The following is a 21867-nucleotide window of genomic DNA, read 5'->3' on the forward strand; positions in this document are numbered from 1 at the left end:
CGATAGGTAAGCCAATCGGCTGAACGATGCTTTCTGTGTGTCCCTTAAGTCTACTATTGGTTTATCTATCTGGTGAATGCTTGCGTTTACCGGCCGTTCAGGAATGAGGGTGAACAGAAGGCTAAAGCGACCTTTCGAGCTGACAAGGCAGTGCCACCGAGAGGCCGCTTATGTTTATCTTAACCTTCTATTTCTTCGATAAGATACTCGACCGCAAGCTTTGAACTTGGCTTGTTGATGGTCTTGTATGTTTTCTTGAAAATCCACCATCCTGTGGTTCGTGTCTTTTCGGCTACGTCATATCGAAAAAAACCAAAGTTTTTTCCATTGTTGACGGCGACCAACTTTCCTTTGTATTCCGTTTCAGTGTGGGCCATATCTTCGCCCATGACGATTGGAAAATGGTTGTACCACAGGTTACGGGGGCCATCTGCGGAAGCGACTCTCCCATCCAATCGTATTGAACGGCTGCAGGAGTCAATGGATTCTTGCGATGCTGAGCCGCAGGCACTGTGCATTGGAACAACCCCATCATCGCCGCCTTTTAATAGGGCCGAAATTAGGAATGTTGTTTTTCCACCCACTATTCTAAGTCTAGGAACCACGTTCGCTTGTGTGGAAGTTTGTCGCGCAATACTGGGCCGTAAGTCATTTATTATTCCGGCGACGGCGTTAAAATTAAGTGGGCCACCTACGAATATGCTGCCTAATAGGTCTCCCAGAGCTCGTGCCACTGGGTTGCCCTGGGTAATGGCGACAATGGTGTCGGCGCCTTCGGTTCCTCCTCCTGCGCCCACTAGGTCAAACGTCAACAAGACGCGAAATTTATTTCTATCGATACCCCATTGCCCAAGTCGGCTCATGATATATCGACCCACCAAGTCACCGGTTGACGCAGTCATGAAATAACAACCGCCGCTGCAAGTGCCAGCCGCTTCAATTCTTTTGACCTGCGAGTATAAGCTTGACGAATTGGCCGACAGTCGTTGAGCAGAGTCGTAATAGATAAAGTCGTCAAAACGAGATCGTAAGAACGAGCCTGCTTGTGATTGGGCGTCTTCTTTTAGGATGTCGCTGCGGTTTGAACTGAATGTTGTGAAAGCCTTTGTCTGTAATCCATGAACAAAAATAACTTTTTTTCCATCAATCTCCGCGTATGCCAATGGGGCAAAAAGCAATGAGACGACGAGAAAGCTTAATATCTGTTTCATTCGATCCTCCTATAGTTGTAATTGTAATTTTTTAGTTTTTATATGTTGTGTACGACGGCTATCCTCACTCTCCAGTAAGACTCCTTAATGCTTCAAGGCGTTCTTGTACTTCAGGGTCTGAATAGGGGATGTCGTCGTAGTTCTCAAATGCAAATGCCGGAATGGCATACGCGCTTTGACTGATGGCCGTAGGCACGTCATTTCCTTCTCCGGGTCTTCCGCCCCGATATGAACGAGCTACGCGTAAGACATAGGGTCCAGGAGACCCTGCGTCTTTGAGTGCTTGGTGGTGAGCTTTAAGTACTAGTCGATCATTGCCTTGACTCATTGGACCTTCCGTTTGTAGTGCTAGCAAGGGTCGCCCTGATGCGGCGTCGTCCAAGAAGGCGGTTACGAAGTAATAGCCTGATTGAAAAACGGAATACTCAATTGGAATATTAAGGTAAGCACCCGCTTGAGTGCTAATGGCCACATTATCTAGGCGGGCTGAAGCTTGGCTGAAGATAAAAGGCACTGTCGTCACGTAGTCTTTTTCATCGATTTTGACTTTAATCATGGCAACTAACTCGTGCGAAGACGGCGCGAGTCGCAGAGTGTTGGTATTTACGATTGTCTGAAAAGCGGTTTGGTTGCCATCGAAGCTAGTTAGCGCCACGTCGGCTGGTAATAGATTGGCATTGCCTAATTTCTTTAAGTTAGCATTGACTGAAATGGATTCGTTTCCTTCTGTCCCGGTAATCAATAATTGGATAATGATCGGGTCGCCCATAAAATAGCGAATTTTGTCAACAGAGGCTGACAGGCCGATGGGCGAGAGATCACCATTTTCATCGGGAAGACGCATGTCGACCCGGGCCTCCTCGAAAGGCTCAGGAGTTCTAGCCAGAGATTCATCTTGAATAACACGAGACGTTAATGGGTATTTGGATTGTTGCTCATAGACATTTGCAACCCAATCGAGTTCCTGCTTGAGGTTTTGAGTAATAAATTCTTCTTCGGTTTTAGGCGCTTCGGCGGCCTTTTTGAATCTCGAGACTTCTTTTATTGAATCGGGCAACTCCTTGCTTATCTCTTGAGTCTCTGCTGTGGGAGATGCTTCTGAATGACTTGAAAAGAAATCAGTGAATATAAACAAGCCGAGAGAGATCAGCGCAAGAGCGCTTACCACGATTAGTGCTTTTTTAAAGCCTTCTTTTAACTGCAACGCCACGCCTCATTCAGTTATCTGGCTTGGGTAAACACACTAACTGCACAAGGTGTTTGGGAATTTCTTCGCACACAAACCTGTAATCAATGTTCATATATAGCTTAAAGCGGGTCTATTACCGACCGAAAAAGTCACGAAAGTTCCCTTTTATTCAACTTACTGGACGAGTGTTAATTTACTTTGTGTCCAGTATTGCTGTTTTGCTGTGCAGGCCTATTTCGCGCCGATCTGGGTTTAGCCTGATGAAGTGCTTGTGAAGGCGATAAACTCTCCAGTATTGATAGCCACCAATATGGTCGGACGTTTAACTAAAGAGGCATTTACCACAACCAGATGCTCAGCCACCGCAAATGTATCACTTGAGCTAAGTCCGTTGTGAGCGAAAACTTACTAGTGATTGTGGTTCCGTGTAAAGCGTGCAACTACGTCGATAAGATGGCGGTCTTCAGTGACTCCTGAGGAGTCGTTTGGGCCTGCTCAAGGTGAGGGTTTTGAAACGATAATTGCGTAACAGTTGCCGCTTTGGTTTATCCCGACAATGAGCGCGTTATTAACGGGCGTGGCGCGAGGTTCGTTTATTACCAAATCAATCCCGTCAACAAAGCAACGCTGATTGTTCTTGACGGGGTAAATGACGCTTTCTTGCATCGCCAAGATAACACCCAGTAGATTAAGTGATCCGCTTGCGGATTCAGAGAAGCCAAAATAGGAATTGAAGTTTGTTAAAGGAATAGTAGCAACCATATCCCCTAAGCCAAGTTTCACTCCGTTGAGTTCGGCTTGGCCATTTTCTTTGGAGCCGTGGCTGGTTCCGCAAATCATATCGAGCTGGCTTAGATCGATTCCTGATTCGTCTAACGCTGCCGAGATAGCGCGGGCTAATGCCTGCTCTGTGCTTGGGCCGTTTGAATTAAAACTGTCATTTCCGTTTGCCCGTCCATAGCCCAGAATTTGCGCGTACATTGTCGCACCGCGTTGCTGCGCACCTTCTTTTGCCTCCAAAATCATGAGTGCCGCACCCTCGCCCATGATATAGCCTTTTGATTGATGATCGTACGGTCTGAATGAGTCGCCGTCAGTCTGATAGTTTGCGTGAATGTCGTTAGCCGCTGCGTTCATTACAAGTGAAAATCCTAAGGCCTGTTCATCGGCACCCCCAACAAACATATAAGGCTGAATATTTTGTCGAACCACTTCGTAGCCTTGAATAACAGCGCCTAAAGACGCGTTATGTCCGGTTGCCAGTGTCGTATTGTATCCGCGCATGCCCTTGATGGTCGCGCAACTTGAGGCTACGCTATTAAACAGAGCCTTTGGAAATTCGGAGGTGCGAACGTTATTTGGGTCGGGCTTCATGCTTGAGAAAAAGGTATCAATCGCGGTCTGCGGACCCTTAGAAAGACCTAATACAATTCCAAACTCGTCTCTATTATGTTTGTTGATTTTGAGGTTGGCGCTGCTCAATGCGGTTTCAAGCGCGGTCATGGTGTACAGAGAAACGGCGTGAAGTTTACGAGTATCAACGCCACGGAGTACTTTCCTGGCATTGAATTTGGCAACGCTATTTACTCGCACGTTGAAGTTCCCTAAGTCGTCGGTTGGCAAGGATTTGAGCATTTGATTTTTTATATCTGAGCTCTGGGTTAACCAATGAAGAGGGTTTTGTGCTTGATCGTTTTTCAATGGGCATTGAATCAGTTGAGAGCGGTCAAGGGACTCGGCGAGCCCCTGCTTGAAAGCTTCGATACCGATTCCTAGCGAACTAATTTGTCCGACCCCTGTTACGACAACCTGCCTTTTTTGGTAGTTCGATACCGGATGCTCGCCAACGTTAATGGCACTGATGACGCTGCAATTATTTCCACCAAAGGCGTAGTTGTTCTTCATGAAGACATTGACGTCTTTGTCTATGAAATTGTTTCCTATGACGTTGAGGTCAACATAATCTCTTGGGCTTAAGAAGTTTAATGTTGGCATTATTTTTTGTTCTGGAAGTGTGACCAAACACGCTACCATTTCCATTACACCAGCGGCACTGATGTTGTGCCCAAAGTAGGGTTTTGTTGAACTGACGGGCACAGGTGAGTGCTCAAAAACCTTGTTGATAGCGGCCGTTTCTGCTCTGTCATTTGCCGATGTGCCCGTGCCATGAACATTGACATAATCGATTTCTTTGGCACTAACACCGCTGTTAGCGAGCGCCCGAGCCATCACCAACGAGGCTCCTTCGCCTCGGGGTTCTGGTGAGGTCTCATGGTACGCATCACATGACGTGGCGTAGCCGAGAATTTCGGCATAGATTTCGGCCCCTCGACCCATTGCTGACTCATAGCTCTCTAGAACCAGAGCACCAGCGCCTTCTCCAACAGACATTCCGGGCTCCGCGGAAAATGGACTGCACGGCCCGTCGGCCATCGCATCAAGAACTTTAAACCCGGAAAATGTGGGTAGATACAAGGGTTCGCTACCAACAATCAAAACCTGTTCGCTTTTATTATTTTGAAGCGTATCAAAGCCCAGCCCAAGTGCATTTGTACTCGCGGTACAAGCGGTTGCTATCACTTCATAGCCACCTTCGAGCTCTAGAAGGTTTGTAATGATGGCCGCAGCTGAACCGTAATTTCCAGTGTTGGCTAACATAGCCAGCGGGACCTCATCGTCGCTGATTACTGGCATTAAGGGTTCCGTTGCCGCGCCACTGACCGCGATCATCGCGGGCATGGATTTTAATTGGCGGGGTTCAGTTAGACCCGCGTCTTTTAATGCTTCTAATCCTACTTTGTACCCCCAAAGCGAGACTCTATCTAGGGTAGATACGAGTGCTGATGATAGCTCGGGGTAGTCAATTGGGTCTGTTATTTGAGCCGCATAACAATCTTCAAAAAAGCGATTAAACTCAACACTGGAGGCTATTGCACTCTGGCAATTGCGCAATCCTTGAGTGAATGATGGCTTGTCTTGTCCTATTGCAGAGCAAATTCCGACGCCGGTGATCACGATTCGTTTGCGTTGAGTATGCATATTCAATCCTATTCTAATGTGATTCCACGATCGGCCAGAATAACGCTTCCCTGAATAGCTCGAGACTTATCTGAACATAGGAAACTAACGACGCTGGCAATTTCAGATGGGTCTAGTACAAAATCACGCTTTCGAATCTCGAGCATTTGCATAAATCCAGGCCATACCTGCTCTAATTGCTCGAAGGTATCTGTTTTCACTAACCCGCCGCAAACCCCATTTACTCGAATGCCCTTGCTGTGCAGTTCAAAGTCCAAGTATCGAACCAAGTGCTCCAGTGCCGCTTTAATAACGCCCATGGGGTAATGTGGCATTACTCGGCGGCTGCCAGTGCTGGTGATAAATACGATGCTGCCACCTTCTTGCATCATAGGAAGCACACCCTGAACGCAGCCGACATTGCCGATCAAGTTGGTGTTTAGTAGAATTTTCCAATCTTCTTTATTGAACTCCTGAAATTCCTTAAATGGCGTTTGTCCGGCATTTAGAATTAGGTGATCGATCTGCTGAAAATCATTTTGTAAATTTTTAAACATCTTTTCGACGTCTCGGCGCACAGAAAGGTCGCCTAGAACGTTGCATGCGTGAACGCCTTTTTCTTCAGCGTATTTGATTAGCTGTTTGACCTGAGCGGCGCCCTTACCAACATTTCGTCTGTGATTGATTATCACATTGCATCCATCATCAATGAGCTCTTTGACGATGGCGGCGCCGATGCCACGGGAGCCACCCGTCACGATCGCAGTTTTACCTTTTATGTTTTTTGGCACTTGGTTTTCAGAAAGTTCCATTTTTACATCCTATTCTTATGATGATTTGTGAAAATTAGATTCCAAGCATTTCCGGTGCGGTCGATGCTGTGGAGTAAACTGCTGTGTCTCGAGTTTTGTTGCCTATGTTCGTGTAGGACTTTAATGCCATTTAGGTTGACTAAATCGCCCCACTGTTGATTCGTATTGATAAGGCTGGCGTCAGGGAATTGCGTGTTCAACGAAGATCTTTCTAAATCAGTAATGCCGTCCAGCCCACTCAGTCCTAGATAACATTGCTGTATCGTCTTTCCATTGAGCGATGGAAACGATAGGTCTAGCGACTTGATAGACTGATTGCTCTTTGAAGGCCGATAACTACCAAGCTCATGTATGTCTAACTGTCGTTTTTCTTGGCGCTTTTCGGTGGTCGCGCTGGCCTCCACCACTAAAAACCCAGCTGACTCACAAAGCGTGTACGTTGACGCAGTCTTATCAGACTCTAGCTGACAGTCTGACTGCCATGCGGAAGCCGCCAGCATTTCAGTGAGATACAGGTAGCTATAGCTTTGGAATACTCCGCCAACTAGGACAATGTCCAGCTCCTGAGCTTGGATTAAGGTGCGAGCAAGTTCCAACGCTTGAAACAACCCGTTTCGTTCATCTCGAAGGCGAACGCTGTAACCGGTTATGTTGTGGTTGTTTAGCAAGAAAGCAGGAAATACGTCGGATTGAAACATCTCCTTAACTTGAAACTCTTTATTCATGAATGACGTTGGGCCATGCATGTTGAAATAGATGATGCCAATTCTGGAGCTCATCTTACGATTAACTTTCCTGTACAGGCCGGCGCTTTTCATGGCTTGCTCAAAGGCTTGGCTGACCGCATCCAAATGCCCACCTTGCGTGGCTGGATCGAATTGATTTACCCTCCAGTAATGAATTCCTGAGGATTTTGCAATTTCTTCATACAGCCTCTGTTCATATTTGTTATTTAGCCTTGGTACAAAAAGGCGCTTCTTCGAGCCTTCAACCATTCCACTGCCGCTTATTGAGATCGGAATGCTAGGCATGATCCCCCCTTTTGAGTAAACAACTGACGATCGACCCATCGATGCCGATACTGTTTTTAAGTAAATACTTAATCTTGGTTTTCTCTTCTTCGTGAACGAAATTCAAGCCGTCGGTCAGATCTAAGCTACCCTTTGAATGCATTGGAATGACTCGATTTTTCTCAAATGCATCCTTAGCCAAGATTAGGTCAAAACCACCAGAAGCAGACAACAGATAACCTGTTTGCTCTGTATAACTTGCAATTTTGGCCTTGTGAGATGCAAACAGTTGAGACAGCGCAGAGACTTCCGATTGGTCACTGGCGGCGATTCCGTTGCCATGCGGGTAGATTAGGTCGACGTCTTGAGCTGAGATCTCAGCCTTGTCGAGAACGTTTTGCATGGTTTGCGTAAGAGAGCGGAATGACACGTTGAAACTGGTGGAATGCGCAGAACCGGAAAGAGCCCGTCGAGAACTCATCGCCTTGATTTCGAAGTACGGTGCTTTTTTAGGGGGACTTTGATCTGCAAGCTCTAGAAGCAAGCCCGCAATCCCATAGGCTGGGGTTAAGCCATCGCTGGTTTTTGAAAATGGCAGAGACGCTTTTTTGGCGATAATATTGAGGCCAGACATGAACAGGATATCGAATTTTGAAACCTCTTGCCATGAGAGTACTAAGGCGCGATCTATTTCTCCATTTCTCAGGGCAGCGATGGCCGGGATCATGGCATTTAGGGCCGATGAGCACGCAGATGAAACGGTCAGCACAGGCTTGCTTAGCCGGAAGTAATCGGCATAAGGTTGAGTCAGTGTATCGTTTCTGAAACTGTCGGCATGCAAGTCGGTTAACTTTTTGTTGAACCGTATATCGGCTGAATCGTTACTGTGAAGTTCTCTTATAAATGACAGTAAATCGGGGTGGTTTCCAGAAGAGCCCCATATGACTCGACATCGTTCATCGGCAAGCACTTTGATATCTAATTCGGCATCGGCGAGAACTTGTTCAGTGACATCTATTAATGCTGCCACTTTTTCGTTTTCGAGTTGAGGATACCGTTTTAGACATTCTTTGCGAGGCACCTCTAAAGGGGCGTATTTCACATCTTGCTCGACGCCGAACATGGACTTTAACAACTTGTTTTCAAACACAGATTGCAAACGCACATATTCCCCAAGAGCTAACTTGTTAACAAGTTCAGAACTCGATCGCGCATAATCTGATAAACAACCGGTGCCGGTCACTACAACTTTTGAGGACAAACTAGAAACTCTTTTTAATGATCAGGGCATAGCAATTTCCGCCTTCAGACATGCCTGTTATGAGGGCATGTTTAATCTCGTTGCCCACCAGACTGCGTGTGACGTAGTTGAGGCCTTCTACTGAAAACTCAGTGGTATTTAAGATTGGGTAAATTGTATTTTCTTCAAAGCCCTTAATGACCGCGGTTAAATTAAGTAGGCCGCCGGAAGCCTCTACAAAACCAAAGTATCCGTTGTAGTTAGTGAGTGGCACCTTTTTACTGTGTTCTCCGAGAGCCTGCTTGATGCCATTGAGCTCCATGTTTGTGGCGTAGCTGCCAGCCCACGTTGTGCCGCACACTAAGTCCAAGTCCTGAGGTTCTAAATTTGATTCAGTTAAGGCCATGCCGATTGCGTCCGCCATGGGTTGTGCTGACGGAGTTTCATTGAAATAGATTTGATCACAACTGCGTCCGTAACCGAGTATTTCCGCGAGGATGCGTGCTTCGCGTTTAAGCGCACTACTGTGAGACTCTAGGAAAACGCACCCAGCACCTTCACCTTTAACATAGCCTTTGTCATCTTTAGCGTAGGCTTGATAGCTGGTATCGGTGTTTTCGTAATTAAAGTCGTTACTGCCAATCATTAAGGGTGAGAAACCGAGAGAGTCTTCGTCAGCGGCGCCTGCAAGCATAAAGTCCTGGAGGTTTTGCCGAATGACTTCATAGCCTTGAAATACTGCTCCCAGCCCCGCGTTAACGCCCGAAGAGAGCGTTGTGTTATACCCTTTTATACCTTTGGCTATAGCACACTGAGTTGCTATTGAGTTCATTAGAGACATAGCAAACTCACTGGTCCTAACATTATTTGGGTCAGGGGCCAGACTCTCGCATAAGCGACTGATGGTGCTGGTAGGGCCTTTAGAAATGCCCATGATCATTCCGATCTCTTCGCGTGCCGTTTTCGTGACCTTATAGTGCGCCGACTTTAAAGCCTGTTCCAAGGCTACTAGGGCGTAAAGGGATACATTATTGAGTTTCTTTGCGTCCACGCTTCGTAAGATTTTACGCGCATTAAACGGTTTTACGATATGACATCGGTAACGTAATATTTTATTTTCATCTAAAGGTAGCAACTGAGTTTCTTCGCCTTCAAGGTCTACCTTGATCTCGCGTTCCACGGGTACGGCACCGCCAGCTTTAAAGCCGTCGGTAAAATCAGTGAGGCTGGTTCCAAGTGACGACACGGTGCCCATGCCAGTGATTACAACACGTTGCGGGGTGTACTCGGATTGTTTGATCGAGGCTGGTTTAGTTGACACCGCCAGACAGGAGTTGTTGCCACCGAATGCATAGTTGTTTTTCAGAAAGACGTTAACGTCTTGATTGCGAAAATCATTGGGAATGCAATCTATATCGGAGTACGAGCGAGCTTCGCCAAAATTTAAGGTGGGCAAGATTTTCTTTTCAGGAAGAGTGACTAAGCAGGCGATCAGTTCCATGATTCCTGCGGAACCAATATTATGACCGAAGTAGGACTTGGTGGAGCTGATCGGTGGAGTGCTGTCTTCGCCAAACACCTTTTTTATGGCCAGTGTCTCCGAGCGATCATTGGCGTCGGTGCCGGTGCCATGCGCGTTAACGTATTCGATATCAGCGGGAGTTAAACCCGCGTTTTCGATGGCCGTGCGCATTACCCATGAGGAACCGTAGGCCTTAGGGTCTGGTGCGGTTTCATGATAGGCATCACTGCTGGTGGCGTACCCTAACAGTTCTCCGTAAATTTTTGCACCCCGGGCCTTCGCATGCTCAAACTCTTCGACGATTAGGGCGCCAGCGCCTTCGCCGATGGACATGCCTGGTTGATTTGAATAGGGAGTGCAGGGGCCATCGGCCATGGCTTTAAGTGCATAAAAACCGGCGAAGGTTGGGATATACAACGGCTCGGATCCGAGTGCCATCATCACATCGCCTTTGTTATTCTGGATTGCGTCGTACGCTAATCCAATGGCATTTGGGCTTGCTGTGCACGCCGTAGCAACAAGTTCGTAACCACCGCCAATTTTCAATAATGAAGCGACGAGAGGGCAAATGCTGGCGTAGCTTCCAGAGTACTTAACCATCTCCATATTGGTGTCTTCAGGCTTGTTCATGATAAAGGGAATGAACGCCTCTGTTCCAGCGGCTGATACTCCGACCATCAAACCCATTTTGGCTCTTAAATCACTGTCGAGTAGACCACCATCTTCAAGAGCCTCGCGACCGACTCGATATCCCCATAGCGCACTCTTATCAATCTTAGTGACGAGGTCCGGATCTAAATCAGGATATTCCACATCGCCTTTAATTTCAGAGGCGTAAGCGCCAGTAAAGTATTCACTGTAGGTCTCGCTTGGTTCGATACCTATTTTTTTATCCAAAAGGCCTTGTTTGAACTCAGGAACGGTTCGGCCTATGGAAGATAGAACTCCCATTCCTGTGATCACGACTCGTTTACGTATATTGGGCATGGCACACCTAAAAATATTACTCAATGAAAATGAAGAACTCAGCAAAGAGGGCGACGTGTTTACGCCCTCTGCTTAGAGCACTAGGCGCTGGCCTTTTCCTCTTCCGCCAGTTTTTGAGCTTGTTGTGCTTCAAGTTGCTCAATCATGTTGCGGAATTTGTCGGGATTGACGAAGCTATTTTCATTTGGGTTAATCAACATACTGTGGTTGTTAACAAATGGCGTTGCTGTGGTCTTGATCTTATGCTCCGTTCCATCAGATGACTTGACCGTGTAAGCGTCAATGCCCGCGTATGCATAAGTGTTATCAAGTATTGCTTGAGCGATTACTTTGTTTAAACTGGGTGAGTACCCACACGATACTATTTTGCCAATGGTTTCACCGTTGTAGATAACGGCGTCTCCGGAGTTAATTGTGTGTGCATCCCCACCTTGCTCCAAAACCACTCCAACCACTTTTTTAGCAAGGTTTTGTTCTCTTTTTTCAAGTAGTTTTTCGCGCCCGTAGAACTCGTCTTTATCGTAGCGAACCATCCATTGAAGTTGTAGCTCACGAGGGTCACGAGAAACGCTACCGTTGCCAGAAGGCGAGAAGTAAGGGTTTTCCAAACGAGTGAGTTTGTGCAGAGCCAGTCCAGCCTTGACGAGTTCGTATCGCTCCCCTTTCTCTTCTATTTCGTTCCAGAGGGCTTCGGCTTCTTCGTTGGGCAAAATTACCTTATAACTAAATTCGCCGTGCTTACCTGCACGAAGTAAAAATACGTCTTCCTCTAGGGCAATAAACCCTAAAAACGGAATGCCGATAACGTCCATGCCATATATTTCCTTCGCCAGCTCCCAGCTGTACGGACCTTCCATTGCAATAATCGCGTGAGAATGAGTTAATGAAGTGAACTCAACGTCATCAAACTCCCCCATTCGCTCTTTAAACAACGTTAATAGCGTTTCGTCATCGATGTGCTCGGACAACACAATGTAGGTGTCATCGTCGTTCATGATGTAAACGTCGCTAATGATGTTGCCTGCTTCGTCCAACAAGACGGTGTACAGTGTTTGCTCGTCACGTATCTCAGCGACGTCGCCAGCTACCGCGATGTCCAAGACATCGAATGCCTCGTCACCTTCAATTTTTAGCTTTGTGTAATGGCTGTAGTCTGACAATGCAACATTGTGGCGGAGTGCTTTGTATTCTTTATCGAGATCGCTGTATTGATCTGGTACTTCAATGCCATTAAAGCTTGTTACATTTTTTGCGTGTAGGGTATGTAATGCTGTTAGTGCGTTCATTGTGTTCTCTTCGTTAGGCCGCTGCGGTTGCTTGGGTTAGTTCTGAATCAGCTTCTGAATCAGCTTCTGAATCAGCTTCTGAATCAGCTTCTGAGCCAGCTTCTGAGCCAGCTTCTGTTGCTCGTTTGCGCTCTAAGATAAAGTCAACAAGTTGGTTGATATTGCGCATGAATGAGGGGTCCGTGCCTTCCTCAACCTTTATGCCAAAGCTCATGTCCAGCATGACCACAACCTCGGTAGCATCCACGCTGTCTAACTTCAATCCACTGCCAAACAATGGTGTGTCTTCATCGATATCTTGTGGCTCTTGATACAAATTTAGGCGTTCGATAAGAACTGTCTTAACTTCTTCTAAAACCGCATTGCGTTCATCAATCGTATTTTTGAGTGCTTCTTGCATAATGATTATCCTCGTTAGATGGTTTCTTCGTTTTCAAGTTTGTTTTCTTGGATGCCGAATCCCGTGTGAATTTGGCGCCAGTTTGACATGCGACCAGAGCACACTATTTTTTTGCCGACTCGAGCTTCTACGTTAAAATGATTAAAGCCTGTGGCATCCACTAAAAACAATTCGCTGGTGATCTCCAGTACGTCTCCGGGGTAGACAACTCCCCGAAACTTGAGATCCTGAGAAGCTAAGAAGCCCATTAGGTTGGCACTGACTTTTTCCAGCCGCTTGACACCCTCTGGGCTGTGTATGGCTGCTTTGAGCTCGTGTAAATCCTCCAGCTTGTCGTCATGCTCCATTTCGTAATCATCGATAAACTGAAGAATTACGTTCATGTATTCACTGGTCTGGCCAAAGGTTTCTGCGATCAACACACCTGGCATGACCGGAAAGCCGGGAAAGTGGCCGGTGAAATGAGGCTCATTTGAGGCGACCGTCTTAATGGCCGTTATCTTTGGGCGCTCGCCATTTTTAAAGTTAATGACTTTGTCCACCATCATGAATGGTTGACGAAACAGAGCTAACTTTTGCAGCATAAAAGGCTCAATAAGAACGAAGTCCTTAGCGACCCTTTTTTTACGTATTATCGTCGTCATAATTTACCTTTCTCCTTAACGCATTATTAATCCACCGTCGGCGACAATGGTTTGGCCAACGATGTAACTTGAATCTTCTGAAGCTAAAAACGAAATTACCTTTGCAATTTCGCTTGGTTGTCCCAGTCGATTAATTGGAATTGCCGACAAGGTTTGTTTCATGATGTTGCGAGGTATCCGTTTGACCATACTCGACTCGATCAAGCCTGGCGCTATGGTGTTGACGCGTATCTTTTTTGGCGCTAACTCGGCGGCAATTGTGCGACCAAACGCGATAACTGCCCCTTTGGCAGAGCTATAATTGGCCTGCCCGAATGAGCTTGTTACGCCCGCAATAGACGAAATGTTTATAACCACGCCAGAGCGATTTCGGTACATATTATCGACCGCGGCTTTGGTGCAATAGAATGTGCCGAATAGGTTCGTTTGAATAACGTCTTCGAACTCCTCATCTTTCATGGTGGTGAATAGATTGTCCTTGTAGATCCCTGCGTTATTCACCAAAATATCAATGCGTCCTTCGGTTTCGACGATTTGTTCCACAAGTGCTTTTACCTGGGTCTTGTTCTGAATATCGCATTGTTGAGCAACGACTTTGGTCCCAGTTTCGCTTAGCTTGGTTACGATCCCGTCGGCTTGTTCTTTGGAGCTGTTGTAGGTGAAATAGACAACGCACTTTTGGCGAGCAAGCTCAATAATCGCAGCCTCTCCAATATCTCCACTACCGCCTGTTATGAGGGCAATTTTGCCATCTAAATCTTCATATATTGCCATTTGTCTCTCCTTAAATTTAAATTCGACACAGCATTACGATGGCAATAGCATTGTTGCCTTCGTGACTAATTGATACGTGAGAATAATTCACATTATTTGTTGCCATGATCTCGCCAAACTTTCCTGACAGATTTAGCGTAGGTCGGCCATTGGGGGTGGGCTGAAGTTCGATGTCTTTAAATTTCACTGAATGTCGAAAGCCTGTTCCTAGTGCTTTTACAGCGGCTTCTTTGACCGCCCAACAGGCGCTATAACGTTCGAACTTCTTTTCAGCACGCTCGCAATAGGCTTGCTCATTTTTGGTATAAACGAGATCCAGAAATTTTTCGCCACTTCGAGCTATGGCTAGCTCGATTCGCTCAATTGACGCTAGGTCAACGCCAACCCCGTAAACTCCCTGAAGAATTTCAGGTGGCAATTCTGACATCAAGTCCGACACTGGTGGCATTTGAGTGTGTTGAGTAGGGCTATTCATGCTCACGCTTTTTGCCCACTTTCCAGGTCGATATAGCCTTCTTGCAAGTCTTCTCTTGCGTGGTGTTTCAGCACCAATTTCAGAGCGTTATTTAGCACTGCATAGCGAAGGTATAGATAGCTGACTAGCCATATGGCTTGCGCTGATATCAAAAAATAGTAAAACCAATAATCGACGTTTTTCATCAATACGGTGGCAAGCGCCACTTGAGCTATGATGATACAGATTAGCCAGGGTATGAAGGAAAACCGTTTAACCGTATAAGCACTTTCGACGTCTTTTTCATTGACGTTAAGGTTCATTTTTTTGATGTCTGTAAGCTTGATGAGTCGCGAATTTAAGCCACCAACGATTAGTTTGATCGGGTTAGAGTAAGCGCTGCCAAGGATCAACAGTGTTGAGATACAGATCGTCGCCAACATCGTTACCCAAGCCACGTTAAACGGCTCCGATTGGACTGAACGAAGTGGGTGAATGATGGCAAAATTTAACGCGATGAAGCAAAAGGCGTCGGGGTATAGATAATAATATTTGAGGTATTGATTGGTTGTTAGGTATCGACTGTCGACATTGTTTGATCTTTCGACGTTGGCGTAGGACCGGTAAAAAATATCAGCACTGATGAGAAGAGCTGACATTAGAACGATCGGAAATGCCAGCGACCCTATTAACCATAGAATGGACGGGTGCAGACTGAACGCGAAAGGGGTTGCGTAATAGGCTATGCCGAAAACGAGAATCGAGGAGATCATCGAGAACGCCAGAGAGGCTTGATAGGTACAAGACAAATAACCATCGTAGGTCGCCTTACCTTGGATGCTTATTTCATCTTTTACATCGATCCTAAACTTCTTTGCATAGATAGCATATGGCCAAAGGTTCCACTGGTCTTTTATCATTTTGAATGATGCTGTAAAACACAGAACGCCAAAGAAAAAAGCAATTTGAGCAGTGTCGTTTTCCGTTACTCGAAGCGTTAGCAAACCCACCAGAATGGCGGCCACTAAAGCGTAAATTAAGGACGGAATTAGTGCAGAGAAGAGTAAATAGATTCGGTAAGGAACGGCGGCCATGTCAACAACCGAATCTGTCGACGTCATCAATACTTTCGACTTGCTTAATCGTAAGATCGTGACCGTCTTGTGCGATCGATTCAATCAATCGACTCAATACTTTTTTGGGACCCACTTCTACGAAATTTCGGTGCCCTTGAGCTATTAGCCATTCTATGGATTCGCGCCAACGAACCATTCCTGTAATATGCTCCGTTAAATTGTTTTTGATGTCAGCGACGTCAGTGCACGGCAAGGCCGTCATGTTATTGATATAGGGTATCTTTGGTTTATTGATCTCTGCTTCTTCAAGCGCACGTGCGAATTCGTCTACGCACCCTTGCATCAATGCACTGTGCCAAGCACCGCTAACAGGAAGCTTTGAGGTTTCGATCCCCTGTGCAGAGAAATACGAAAGTGCTTCAGATATCGCTGATTTAGCGCCGGACACCACTTGCTGCTGATTGCTGTTATCGTTTGCGATTACGATTGAATCATCGCCAATATCCTCGAGCATTTCCCGCAAGCGAGCGGCAGAAAGATTCTTTATCGCATACATCTGTCCTTTCACCAGCTTAGCCTCACGCTGCATCAGGCTTCCGCGAACCAGTGCCAGCTCGAGTGCCGTGTGCGTTGATAAACTACCAGCCAAATTTAGCGCGCTGTATTCACCCACGGAATGCCCTAGGCAGACAGACGGTTTAATTGCCGTGTTGGCCAGTAAGTATTGCGAGATAGCCATGTTGGTGGCAGTAATCGAAATTTGTAAAACATCTGTCTTACTTAATTTGCTTATTGGCCCACTGAAACAAAGTTTCGTAATGTCTTTTTGCGCAATATGGTTGGCTAATTCATAGATCTCTTTGCACTTGCTGGACTGAGCAAAGAAGTCTTTGCCCATGCCAACAAATTGAGAGCCCTGTCCAGGAAACATGACCACCCATTGCTCATTCTTAGATACGCTTTCACGGCTCATCCTTACACTTCCTCTTTTGATTGTCTTAGCGTTTTATTCTTGATGAATAAAACGAACGGTCTAACTCAATTGGTTAGAAAGTGAGACGGCTCGACTGAGTATTGCCAACCATTGACCGACCGAATTTCAATCGAGAAGGCAGAGTAAGAGTAAGTCGATAGAAAGTTACGAACCTATCCTTGTATCTGCTAATACTGTCTGCAAAAGATAGATGATCAACCCGATCGATAACTTCTATTGAAGGTTCGGAGCGAATTTTAGTGCTCCAAAAGGGGACTTGGGAGTGAGGGGCTTGTGAACATTGACGCCGTGAAACACCACGGATCCATCCACGAATTCGCCTCTGCAAATACACATATGCAGGCGAAGCAACATACCAACCAGTCAGTAGGGTGAACTGATGTTTAAACTTCATTATAAGGTCCTTAATTCCTTAACTGTTATTTTTGAACATCCGAAATATTATTGTTTTTATGTACGGATTGTCTGATATCCGGTCCTGTGCAACCGATAACGGCGGTCAGTTAACCATCAATCATACAAAACGTCAACTAAATTGTGTTGAGAAAAGTGTGTGCGCAATGGGACTTATGCGTCAGTGTCTTTGGGGCGGGCTCATGAATGGAGTGCTCTAGAACATGAACTTTAAAGATGGATCTGTGGCAAAAGGCTAGCGTACGGTCTATTTTCTAGCCTTCGTTGTGGAGAATGTATTTACGGAACCAAGACGCTTATCATTAGGTATTTTGCAAAGCAAGTTCATAATTTAGTTCAAAGAATAAGAATAAGAATAAGAATAAGAATAAGAATAAGAATAAGAATAAGAATAAGAATAAGAATAAGAATAAGAATAATTTATAACGCCAATCGATTTGTTGTGAATTGATTTATCTTGGCTTCAGGCTCTCGTTTTATGTCCTTATGGTTGATGCAATTACAGTAAAAATACTGGTCAAAAATACAGTATTCCGTTATAATTAGAGCACGTTAAATGACTTCCTATCGGCGTTATGTCGAGCCATTTAACGAGGAGATTTTAATGCCTAAAATTGTTAATCCTTCAAGCCCCACTTTTTCAGTATTTCCTCTTTTGTTTCAACTCGAAGCTCCTTTTTATAGTGCCTTTTGACGTTGGCATGTAAAAGTCACTTAAACTAACAAGCACGCGTTCTTGTGTGTGTTTTTAGCTATTTTCATCGCTTGGACTAAAGACTGGTCCAACACTTTTTTAACAAAGTTTTTATCGTGTTTACGCTGCGATGAGTCATGTTTCTTCGATGTTGTTTGGGTTTCGTCTGAACTGAATTTTGGAAGATGACTTCGCGCTTCTACTTTGTTTTTTTAACTATTGTATAGAGAAAAATGACTAACTATTTAATGAATGTCTCCTTGGCGCTATTGATAAGCGCAACCTCATTGTCGAGCAACTTTGCTAACGCTCAAGCCACACAAACTGATCATATATCTGAGAGAATATGGGCCGATCATGAGTTGGGTCGAGAGCGCTTTGGGAGGAATTATGATCATGCAACCGGTTACAATTTTACGCCCTTAGTTGATGGGACCATCGTGGCCCTAGGCGGAAATTTCGATGGGTATAATCGAGTGAAACTGTTTCACCGTGCAACCGGGAATTTACTGGCTGAGACCTATGTGCAAAGTTCCGGTCAATGGAGTTATTCTGGCATACAGCCCGTCGATGTGGAGGCTGGTATTCAGTATACCGTTGCGGCATATATTTCGGGCCCCGGAGGCTCTAGTATTTCCAATCGAGCTGAACGGTTTCCATTAGTGCACGGCAATGTTCAGGTGGATGGCAGGACGTATACAAGAATCCGGAATAATCCGGAAGTGAGGCCTACCAACAATTCACTTATTAACATTGTTCATGGAAGGGCAGACGCTCAATTTGTGCCGAGTGAAGAAGAGCCGGAGCCGATCGATAACTCATATAAGCTAAAATTGGGGAGCGACTTTACGGTGATGAGAAGTGGCGAGATCGGAGATGATTTGACTTGGCACATAGAAAAGGATGGGGCCCGGGTGCTTCAGAGAAATGCGTCGGGGGAACTTCGGTATAGATATTTTAGTAACACAATAGGCAGCAACATAAGGATTTGGTTGCTTGAGTTCGTAGATGGAAGTTATCAAAGAGTTTCAAATATTGTTGAATACACACCGGGTATAACCGATCAGTTTGAATTGGAATTAGGAAGTGATTTTGAGTTATCAAGGTCCGGCGTTCTCGGAGATGCCCTGACGTGGGTTATAGAAAAAGACGGCCAGGTTGTTTTGGAAAGAAACGCTTCTAACGAATTGTCTTACACTTACTTCCTAAATGTCGATCAAAGCAAGTATCGTGTATGGCTAAAACAATTTGTCGACGGACAATATCAGGTCGTTTCTAACATCATTGAATATGAGGTCGGGCAAACTGAATTTGAATTGTCAGTGGATCAACAGTTTAAGCTCCATCGTGATGGACAATTAGGAGATCAGATTCAGTGGGTAGTAGAAAAGGATGGTCAAATTGTCCTTGAGCGATTGGCGTCTAATGAACTGGACTACACATATTTCAACAATGCGGCTGGTTCGAGTTTTCGGGTATGGTTGAAAATGTTTGTTAACGGAGAGTATGAGGTGGTCTCGAATATTGTTTCATATGATGTTCCGGCAAGCTTTGATTTTGAGCTCACATTAGGCTCGGACTTCACTGTCAGTAGAAGTGGTGCGCTTGGTGATAATGTTAACTGGCTGGTGGTTAAAGATGGAAATGTTGTATTGCAGAGAAACGCAGCCAATGAGATTTCTTATCGTTACTTCAGTAACACTCCTGGTAGCAATATTTCCGTTTACCTGCAACAGTTTAGAGGGGGAATGTACGTGCCTGTTTCTAATACAGTAACTTATAATCCCTAGTTATAAATAGTCGAAAGGCCGCGTAAACTTCGCGGTCTTTCTTCCATTTTGAATGATGATTGCTTTTTGCTGATTCCAAGAAGAATCAACAAAGGTGCCTTAGTTCTGGGGCTCTGTGTTTTAATAGGGCGGTTAACCGGGATTCATGTGATGGTTAAATTCTTCTAATACTATTTTTGATGGAGTGTTATGGGTAAGCTTAAGAATGAAAAGGAGCTTTTAAAAAAGGCCATACGTGTTGGTATACGGTATGCTGAAAACCGTGGCGTTGCGAAATTTGATGCGACAGACTCCGCAAACGAAAAAACTGAGTATTTATACAAGCTTTTGGTTCATGACAAACTCATAGCGCCATTACCTAAAGAGAAAGAATCGCTTGTGACTATCAAGCACAAGCTTGCACTTTGGGCTTCTAAGCTTGAATGAATCGTTTTCTATGCTCAGGCTATTATCGACCACCTTCCATATGCTTTGAATTGCCGTAAATAAATATGTACTCAACAAAAAATCTGCTCCTATCCATTCAAATCTTATTTCTTTTCTCGATAATCTCTTTTGAGCTTTATGCTCAAGATCATTACCAAAAGAACTCTGTTCTTTCTGAATCAATCATTATCTCTGACAAAAAAGGAGATGAAATTCAGTTGAGACAGTTAATCGGAAATTCGGGCAAAGAATTGAGTGTTATTTTCATCTTTGGCGGCGGTGGTATGGGGCATGAAAGAGCCAATAAGAATGGCGGGCTTTGGTGTCCCGATTCGTTTGAAGATCTTCATATTTTAAGAAGCTTACATAACCACTATGAAGGCACAGTTCAAATAATTCCGGTTGCTGTGCCACCGGTGTTTCACAGTCGTTTATTAGGCTATGAAGATAGGGTGTTTTTTAAAGAAAGAAGTCGAGATGATTATCAGGCCGCGAGGGCGTCATTTATTGATTCAACGCAATTAGCCTTTTCTAGAGGAACCATTCCAGTTCAGCCTTTTTACGATCATGGTTTCAATTTGTTGATCAGTCCTGTCGAGAAAAAATTGCGGAGTGGCGGTATACCAATCAAAGATTGGCATGGCGCATTTCGAGCTGAAAATGAAACTCAGCATTATGGTGTTCCTAATTTGTGGCTGGTTGATTCTTCTGGAGAAGTGTTAGAAAGCCCTTTTCGAGGAAATATATACAGAGCTCATGGTGGCGATATTCAGATCAATTACACTCTGAAGGACGTGATCGATGTGATTGACCACAGATTACAGGCAAGTAAAGTTCATTAGTATGCCTTTGTTTCCAAACTACGATGATACGGCTCTCTATTTTTCCATGGTTGACGAGCAAGGTCCATGGAGTCGGCGTTCTATTAAACCCTTCCCGTTAGACGGACGTGAATGGCAAACGGCCGAACATTATTATCAAGCGATGCGTTTTGCAGATGAAGTTAACGTGGCGGCGGTTTGCGACGCTCATTCTGCGCAGGACGCCGTGCGTCTAGGTAAAGGCTGGTTTAAGCGAAAGCGCAGAGACTGGAAAGCGTTGCGAGTGACTATGATGACTCGAGCCATTTACACTCAGTGCCAGATCTATCCCGACATGGCGAGGGCATTGTTGGAAACTGATGAGCAGATTCTAGTAGAGAGTAGCCAGTATGACTATTTCTGGGGATGTGGTCGTGATCGCAGAGGAAGCAATCATTATGGAAAGATACTAATGAATATTCGGGCGAAATTAAGCGAAGTATGAGTGTGAATGTCGAGCTCGATACGAGTGCTGGTTATCTCCACCCCGGTAAAAAATCCAAACAAAAATACTATTTGTTGGAAGGTTTTAGATATTGTCGTAAATAGTAGTTTATGTTTCTTTTAATCATGGTCTGATCACTTTTACGAATAAAGTTGATACTCAAATTATGGTTTCTTTCGTAGAACTGACTCACAATTTTTTGGAATCTATCAAGCGAAGATATCATCGTGATGGGTGCATCTGGCAGATGCTTGGTAACGATATCAACCGATTTGTGTTGCCCTGTGATTGCATGATTTGTTTTTACAAGTTGATCGTGTGCTTGGCTGCCTTTCGAGTCTGGAATATTGCAATCAATGATAGCCAGTAGAATTCCTTTGCCTAAGGTAACTGCTTTTCTTAATGACGCACTATTATTTACTTTAATAATTTGAATTTGCTTTATTTTTTCTCTTTGGTCATCACTGGTCTGTTCATTGGCGAGAATGGTTTTGATTTCTTCTCGAGCAAAGCTTACTAACAAGTCCATTTGCTCAACATCATCTTCTACGATGAGAATGTTTTTTCCTAGATTGGGCTTGTTCATTTTGAGCTTATTCTCTTAACTGACTAACAAGAGTG

General features: G+C 45.0%; 18 protein-coding genes and 1 pseudogene. 4 read left to right on the top strand and 15 right to left on the bottom strand.

The window, feature by feature from the left end:
• Positions 1-179: 179 nt before the first annotated feature.
• The 14 genes and pseudogenes from ABWW54_RS09295 to ABWW54_RS09360 form a co-directional block, all read right to left on the bottom strand.
• On the bottom strand, positions 180-1211 hold the full coding sequence (locus tag ABWW54_RS09295) for a hypothetical protein (RefSeq protein WP_353411960.1): 1032 nt from the start codon (positions 1209-1211) through the stop codon (positions 180-182).
• Positions 1212-1275: 64 nt separating this feature from the next.
• On the bottom strand, positions 1276-2421 hold the full coding sequence (locus ABWW54_RS09300; RefSeq protein ID WP_353411961.1) for a hypothetical protein: 1146 nt from the start codon (positions 2419-2421) through the stop codon (positions 1276-1278).
• 474 nt (positions 2422-2895) lie between these two features.
• Positions 2896-5439, bottom strand: coding sequence for a beta-ketoacyl synthase N-terminal-like domain-containing protein (locus ABWW54_RS09305; RefSeq protein WP_353411962.1), 2544 nt, complete (start codon positions 5437-5439; stop codon positions 2896-2898).
• 8 nt (positions 5440-5447) lie between these two features.
• On the bottom strand, positions 5448-6230 hold the full coding sequence (locus ABWW54_RS09310; RefSeq protein ID WP_353411963.1) for an SDR family oxidoreductase: 783 nt from the start codon (positions 6228-6230) through the stop codon (positions 5448-5450).
• 2 nt (positions 6231-6232) lie between these two features.
• Positions 6233-7261: a beta-ketoacyl synthase N-terminal-like domain-containing protein gene (locus tag ABWW54_RS09315; protein WP_353411964.1), complete on the bottom strand. Its 1029-nt coding sequence runs from the start codon at positions 7259-7261 to the stop codon at positions 6233-6235.
• The gene (locus ABWW54_RS09320) at positions 7254-8501 is read right to left on the bottom strand and encodes a beta-ketoacyl synthase N-terminal-like domain-containing protein (protein ID WP_353411965.1); all 1248 of its coding nucleotides are present in this window, start codon (positions 8499-8501) and stop codon (positions 7254-7256) included. The genes ABWW54_RS09315 and ABWW54_RS09320 overlap by 8 nt, the downstream gene beginning before the upstream one ends.
• A gap of 1 nt (position 8502) precedes the next feature.
• Positions 8503-10989 (bottom strand): beta-ketoacyl synthase N-terminal-like domain-containing protein, encoded by a 2487-nt coding sequence (locus tag ABWW54_RS09325; RefSeq protein ID WP_353411966.1) that lies wholly within the window; start codon positions 10987-10989, stop codon positions 8503-8505.
• An 80-nt stretch (positions 10990-11069) separates the two neighbouring features.
• Positions 11070-12275: an aminomethyl transferase family protein gene (locus tag ABWW54_RS09330; RefSeq protein WP_353411967.1), complete on the bottom strand. Its 1206-nt coding sequence runs from the start codon at positions 12273-12275 to the stop codon at positions 11070-11072.
• A 118-nt stretch (positions 12276-12393) separates the two neighbouring features.
• Positions 12394-12675: pseudogene (locus ABWW54_RS09335) on the bottom strand (phosphopantetheine-binding protein); the annotation flags it as partial.
• 14 nt (positions 12676-12689) lie between these two features.
• Entirely contained in the window at positions 12690-13319 is a 630-nt protein-coding gene (locus ABWW54_RS09340) for a 3-hydroxyacyl-ACP dehydratase FabZ family protein (protein ID WP_353411968.1), read from the bottom strand.
• 15 nt (positions 13320-13334) lie between these two features.
• The gene (locus ABWW54_RS09345) at positions 13335-14093 is read right to left on the bottom strand and encodes a 3-oxoacyl-ACP reductase family protein (protein WP_353411969.1); all 759 of its coding nucleotides are present in this window, start codon (positions 14091-14093) and stop codon (positions 13335-13337) included.
• A gap of 16 nt (positions 14094-14109) precedes the next feature.
• The gene (acpS, locus tag ABWW54_RS09350; RefSeq protein WP_353411970.1) at positions 14110-14568 is read right to left on the bottom strand and encodes a holo-ACP synthase; all 459 of its coding nucleotides are present in this window, start codon (positions 14566-14568) and stop codon (positions 14110-14112) included.
• Between the two features lie 2 nt (positions 14569-14570).
• Positions 14571-15668, bottom strand: coding sequence for a hypothetical protein (locus ABWW54_RS09355; protein WP_353411971.1), 1098 nt, complete (start codon positions 15666-15668; stop codon positions 14571-14573).
• The gene (locus ABWW54_RS09360) at positions 15643-16596 is read right to left on the bottom strand and encodes an ACP S-malonyltransferase (RefSeq protein ID WP_353411972.1); all 954 of its coding nucleotides are present in this window, start codon (positions 16594-16596) and stop codon (positions 15643-15645) included. Before ABWW54_RS09360 ends, ABWW54_RS09355 begins: the two co-directional genes overlap by 26 nt.
• Positions 16597-17958: 1362 nt before the next feature.
• Between ABWW54_RS09360 and ABWW54_RS09365 the strand changes: the two genes are divergently transcribed.
• The 4 genes from ABWW54_RS09365 (at position 17959) to ybiA (ending at position 21246) form a co-directional block, all read left to right on the top strand.
• The gene (locus ABWW54_RS09365; RefSeq protein WP_353411973.1) at positions 17959-19515 is read left to right on the top strand and encodes a hypothetical protein; all 1557 of its coding nucleotides are present in this window, start codon (positions 17959-17961) and stop codon (positions 19513-19515) included.
• A gap of 189 nt (positions 19516-19704) precedes the next feature.
• Positions 19705-19941: a DUF5062 family protein gene (locus ABWW54_RS09370; protein ID WP_353411974.1), complete on the top strand. Its 237-nt coding sequence runs from the start codon at positions 19705-19707 to the stop codon at positions 19939-19941.
• Positions 19942-20159: 218 nt separating this feature from the next.
• Positions 20160-20783, top strand: coding sequence for a hypothetical protein (locus ABWW54_RS09375; protein ID WP_353411975.1), 624 nt, complete (start codon positions 20160-20162; stop codon positions 20781-20783).
• A gap of 1 nt (position 20784) precedes the next feature.
• Positions 20785-21246, top strand: coding sequence for a riboflavin biosynthesis intermediates N-glycosidase (gene ybiA, locus ABWW54_RS09380; RefSeq protein ID WP_353411976.1), 462 nt, complete (start codon positions 20785-20787; stop codon positions 21244-21246).
• 67 nt (positions 21247-21313) lie between these two features.
• On the opposite strand, the gene ABWW54_RS09385 is transcribed toward ybiA, so the two are convergent.
• Positions 21314-21832 carry a hypothetical protein gene (locus ABWW54_RS09385; protein WP_353411977.1) on the bottom strand — a complete coding sequence of 173 codons (519 nt, stop codon included), beginning with the start codon at positions 21830-21832 and terminating at the stop codon, positions 21314-21316.
• Between the last annotated feature and the right edge of the window lie 35 nt (positions 21833-21867).

The sequence above is a fragment of the Arenicella sp. 4NH20-0111 genome (assembly GCF_040366405.1).
In the GTDB taxonomy this organism is placed as follows: domain Bacteria; phylum Pseudomonadota; class Gammaproteobacteria; order Arenicellales; family Arenicellaceae; genus Arenicella.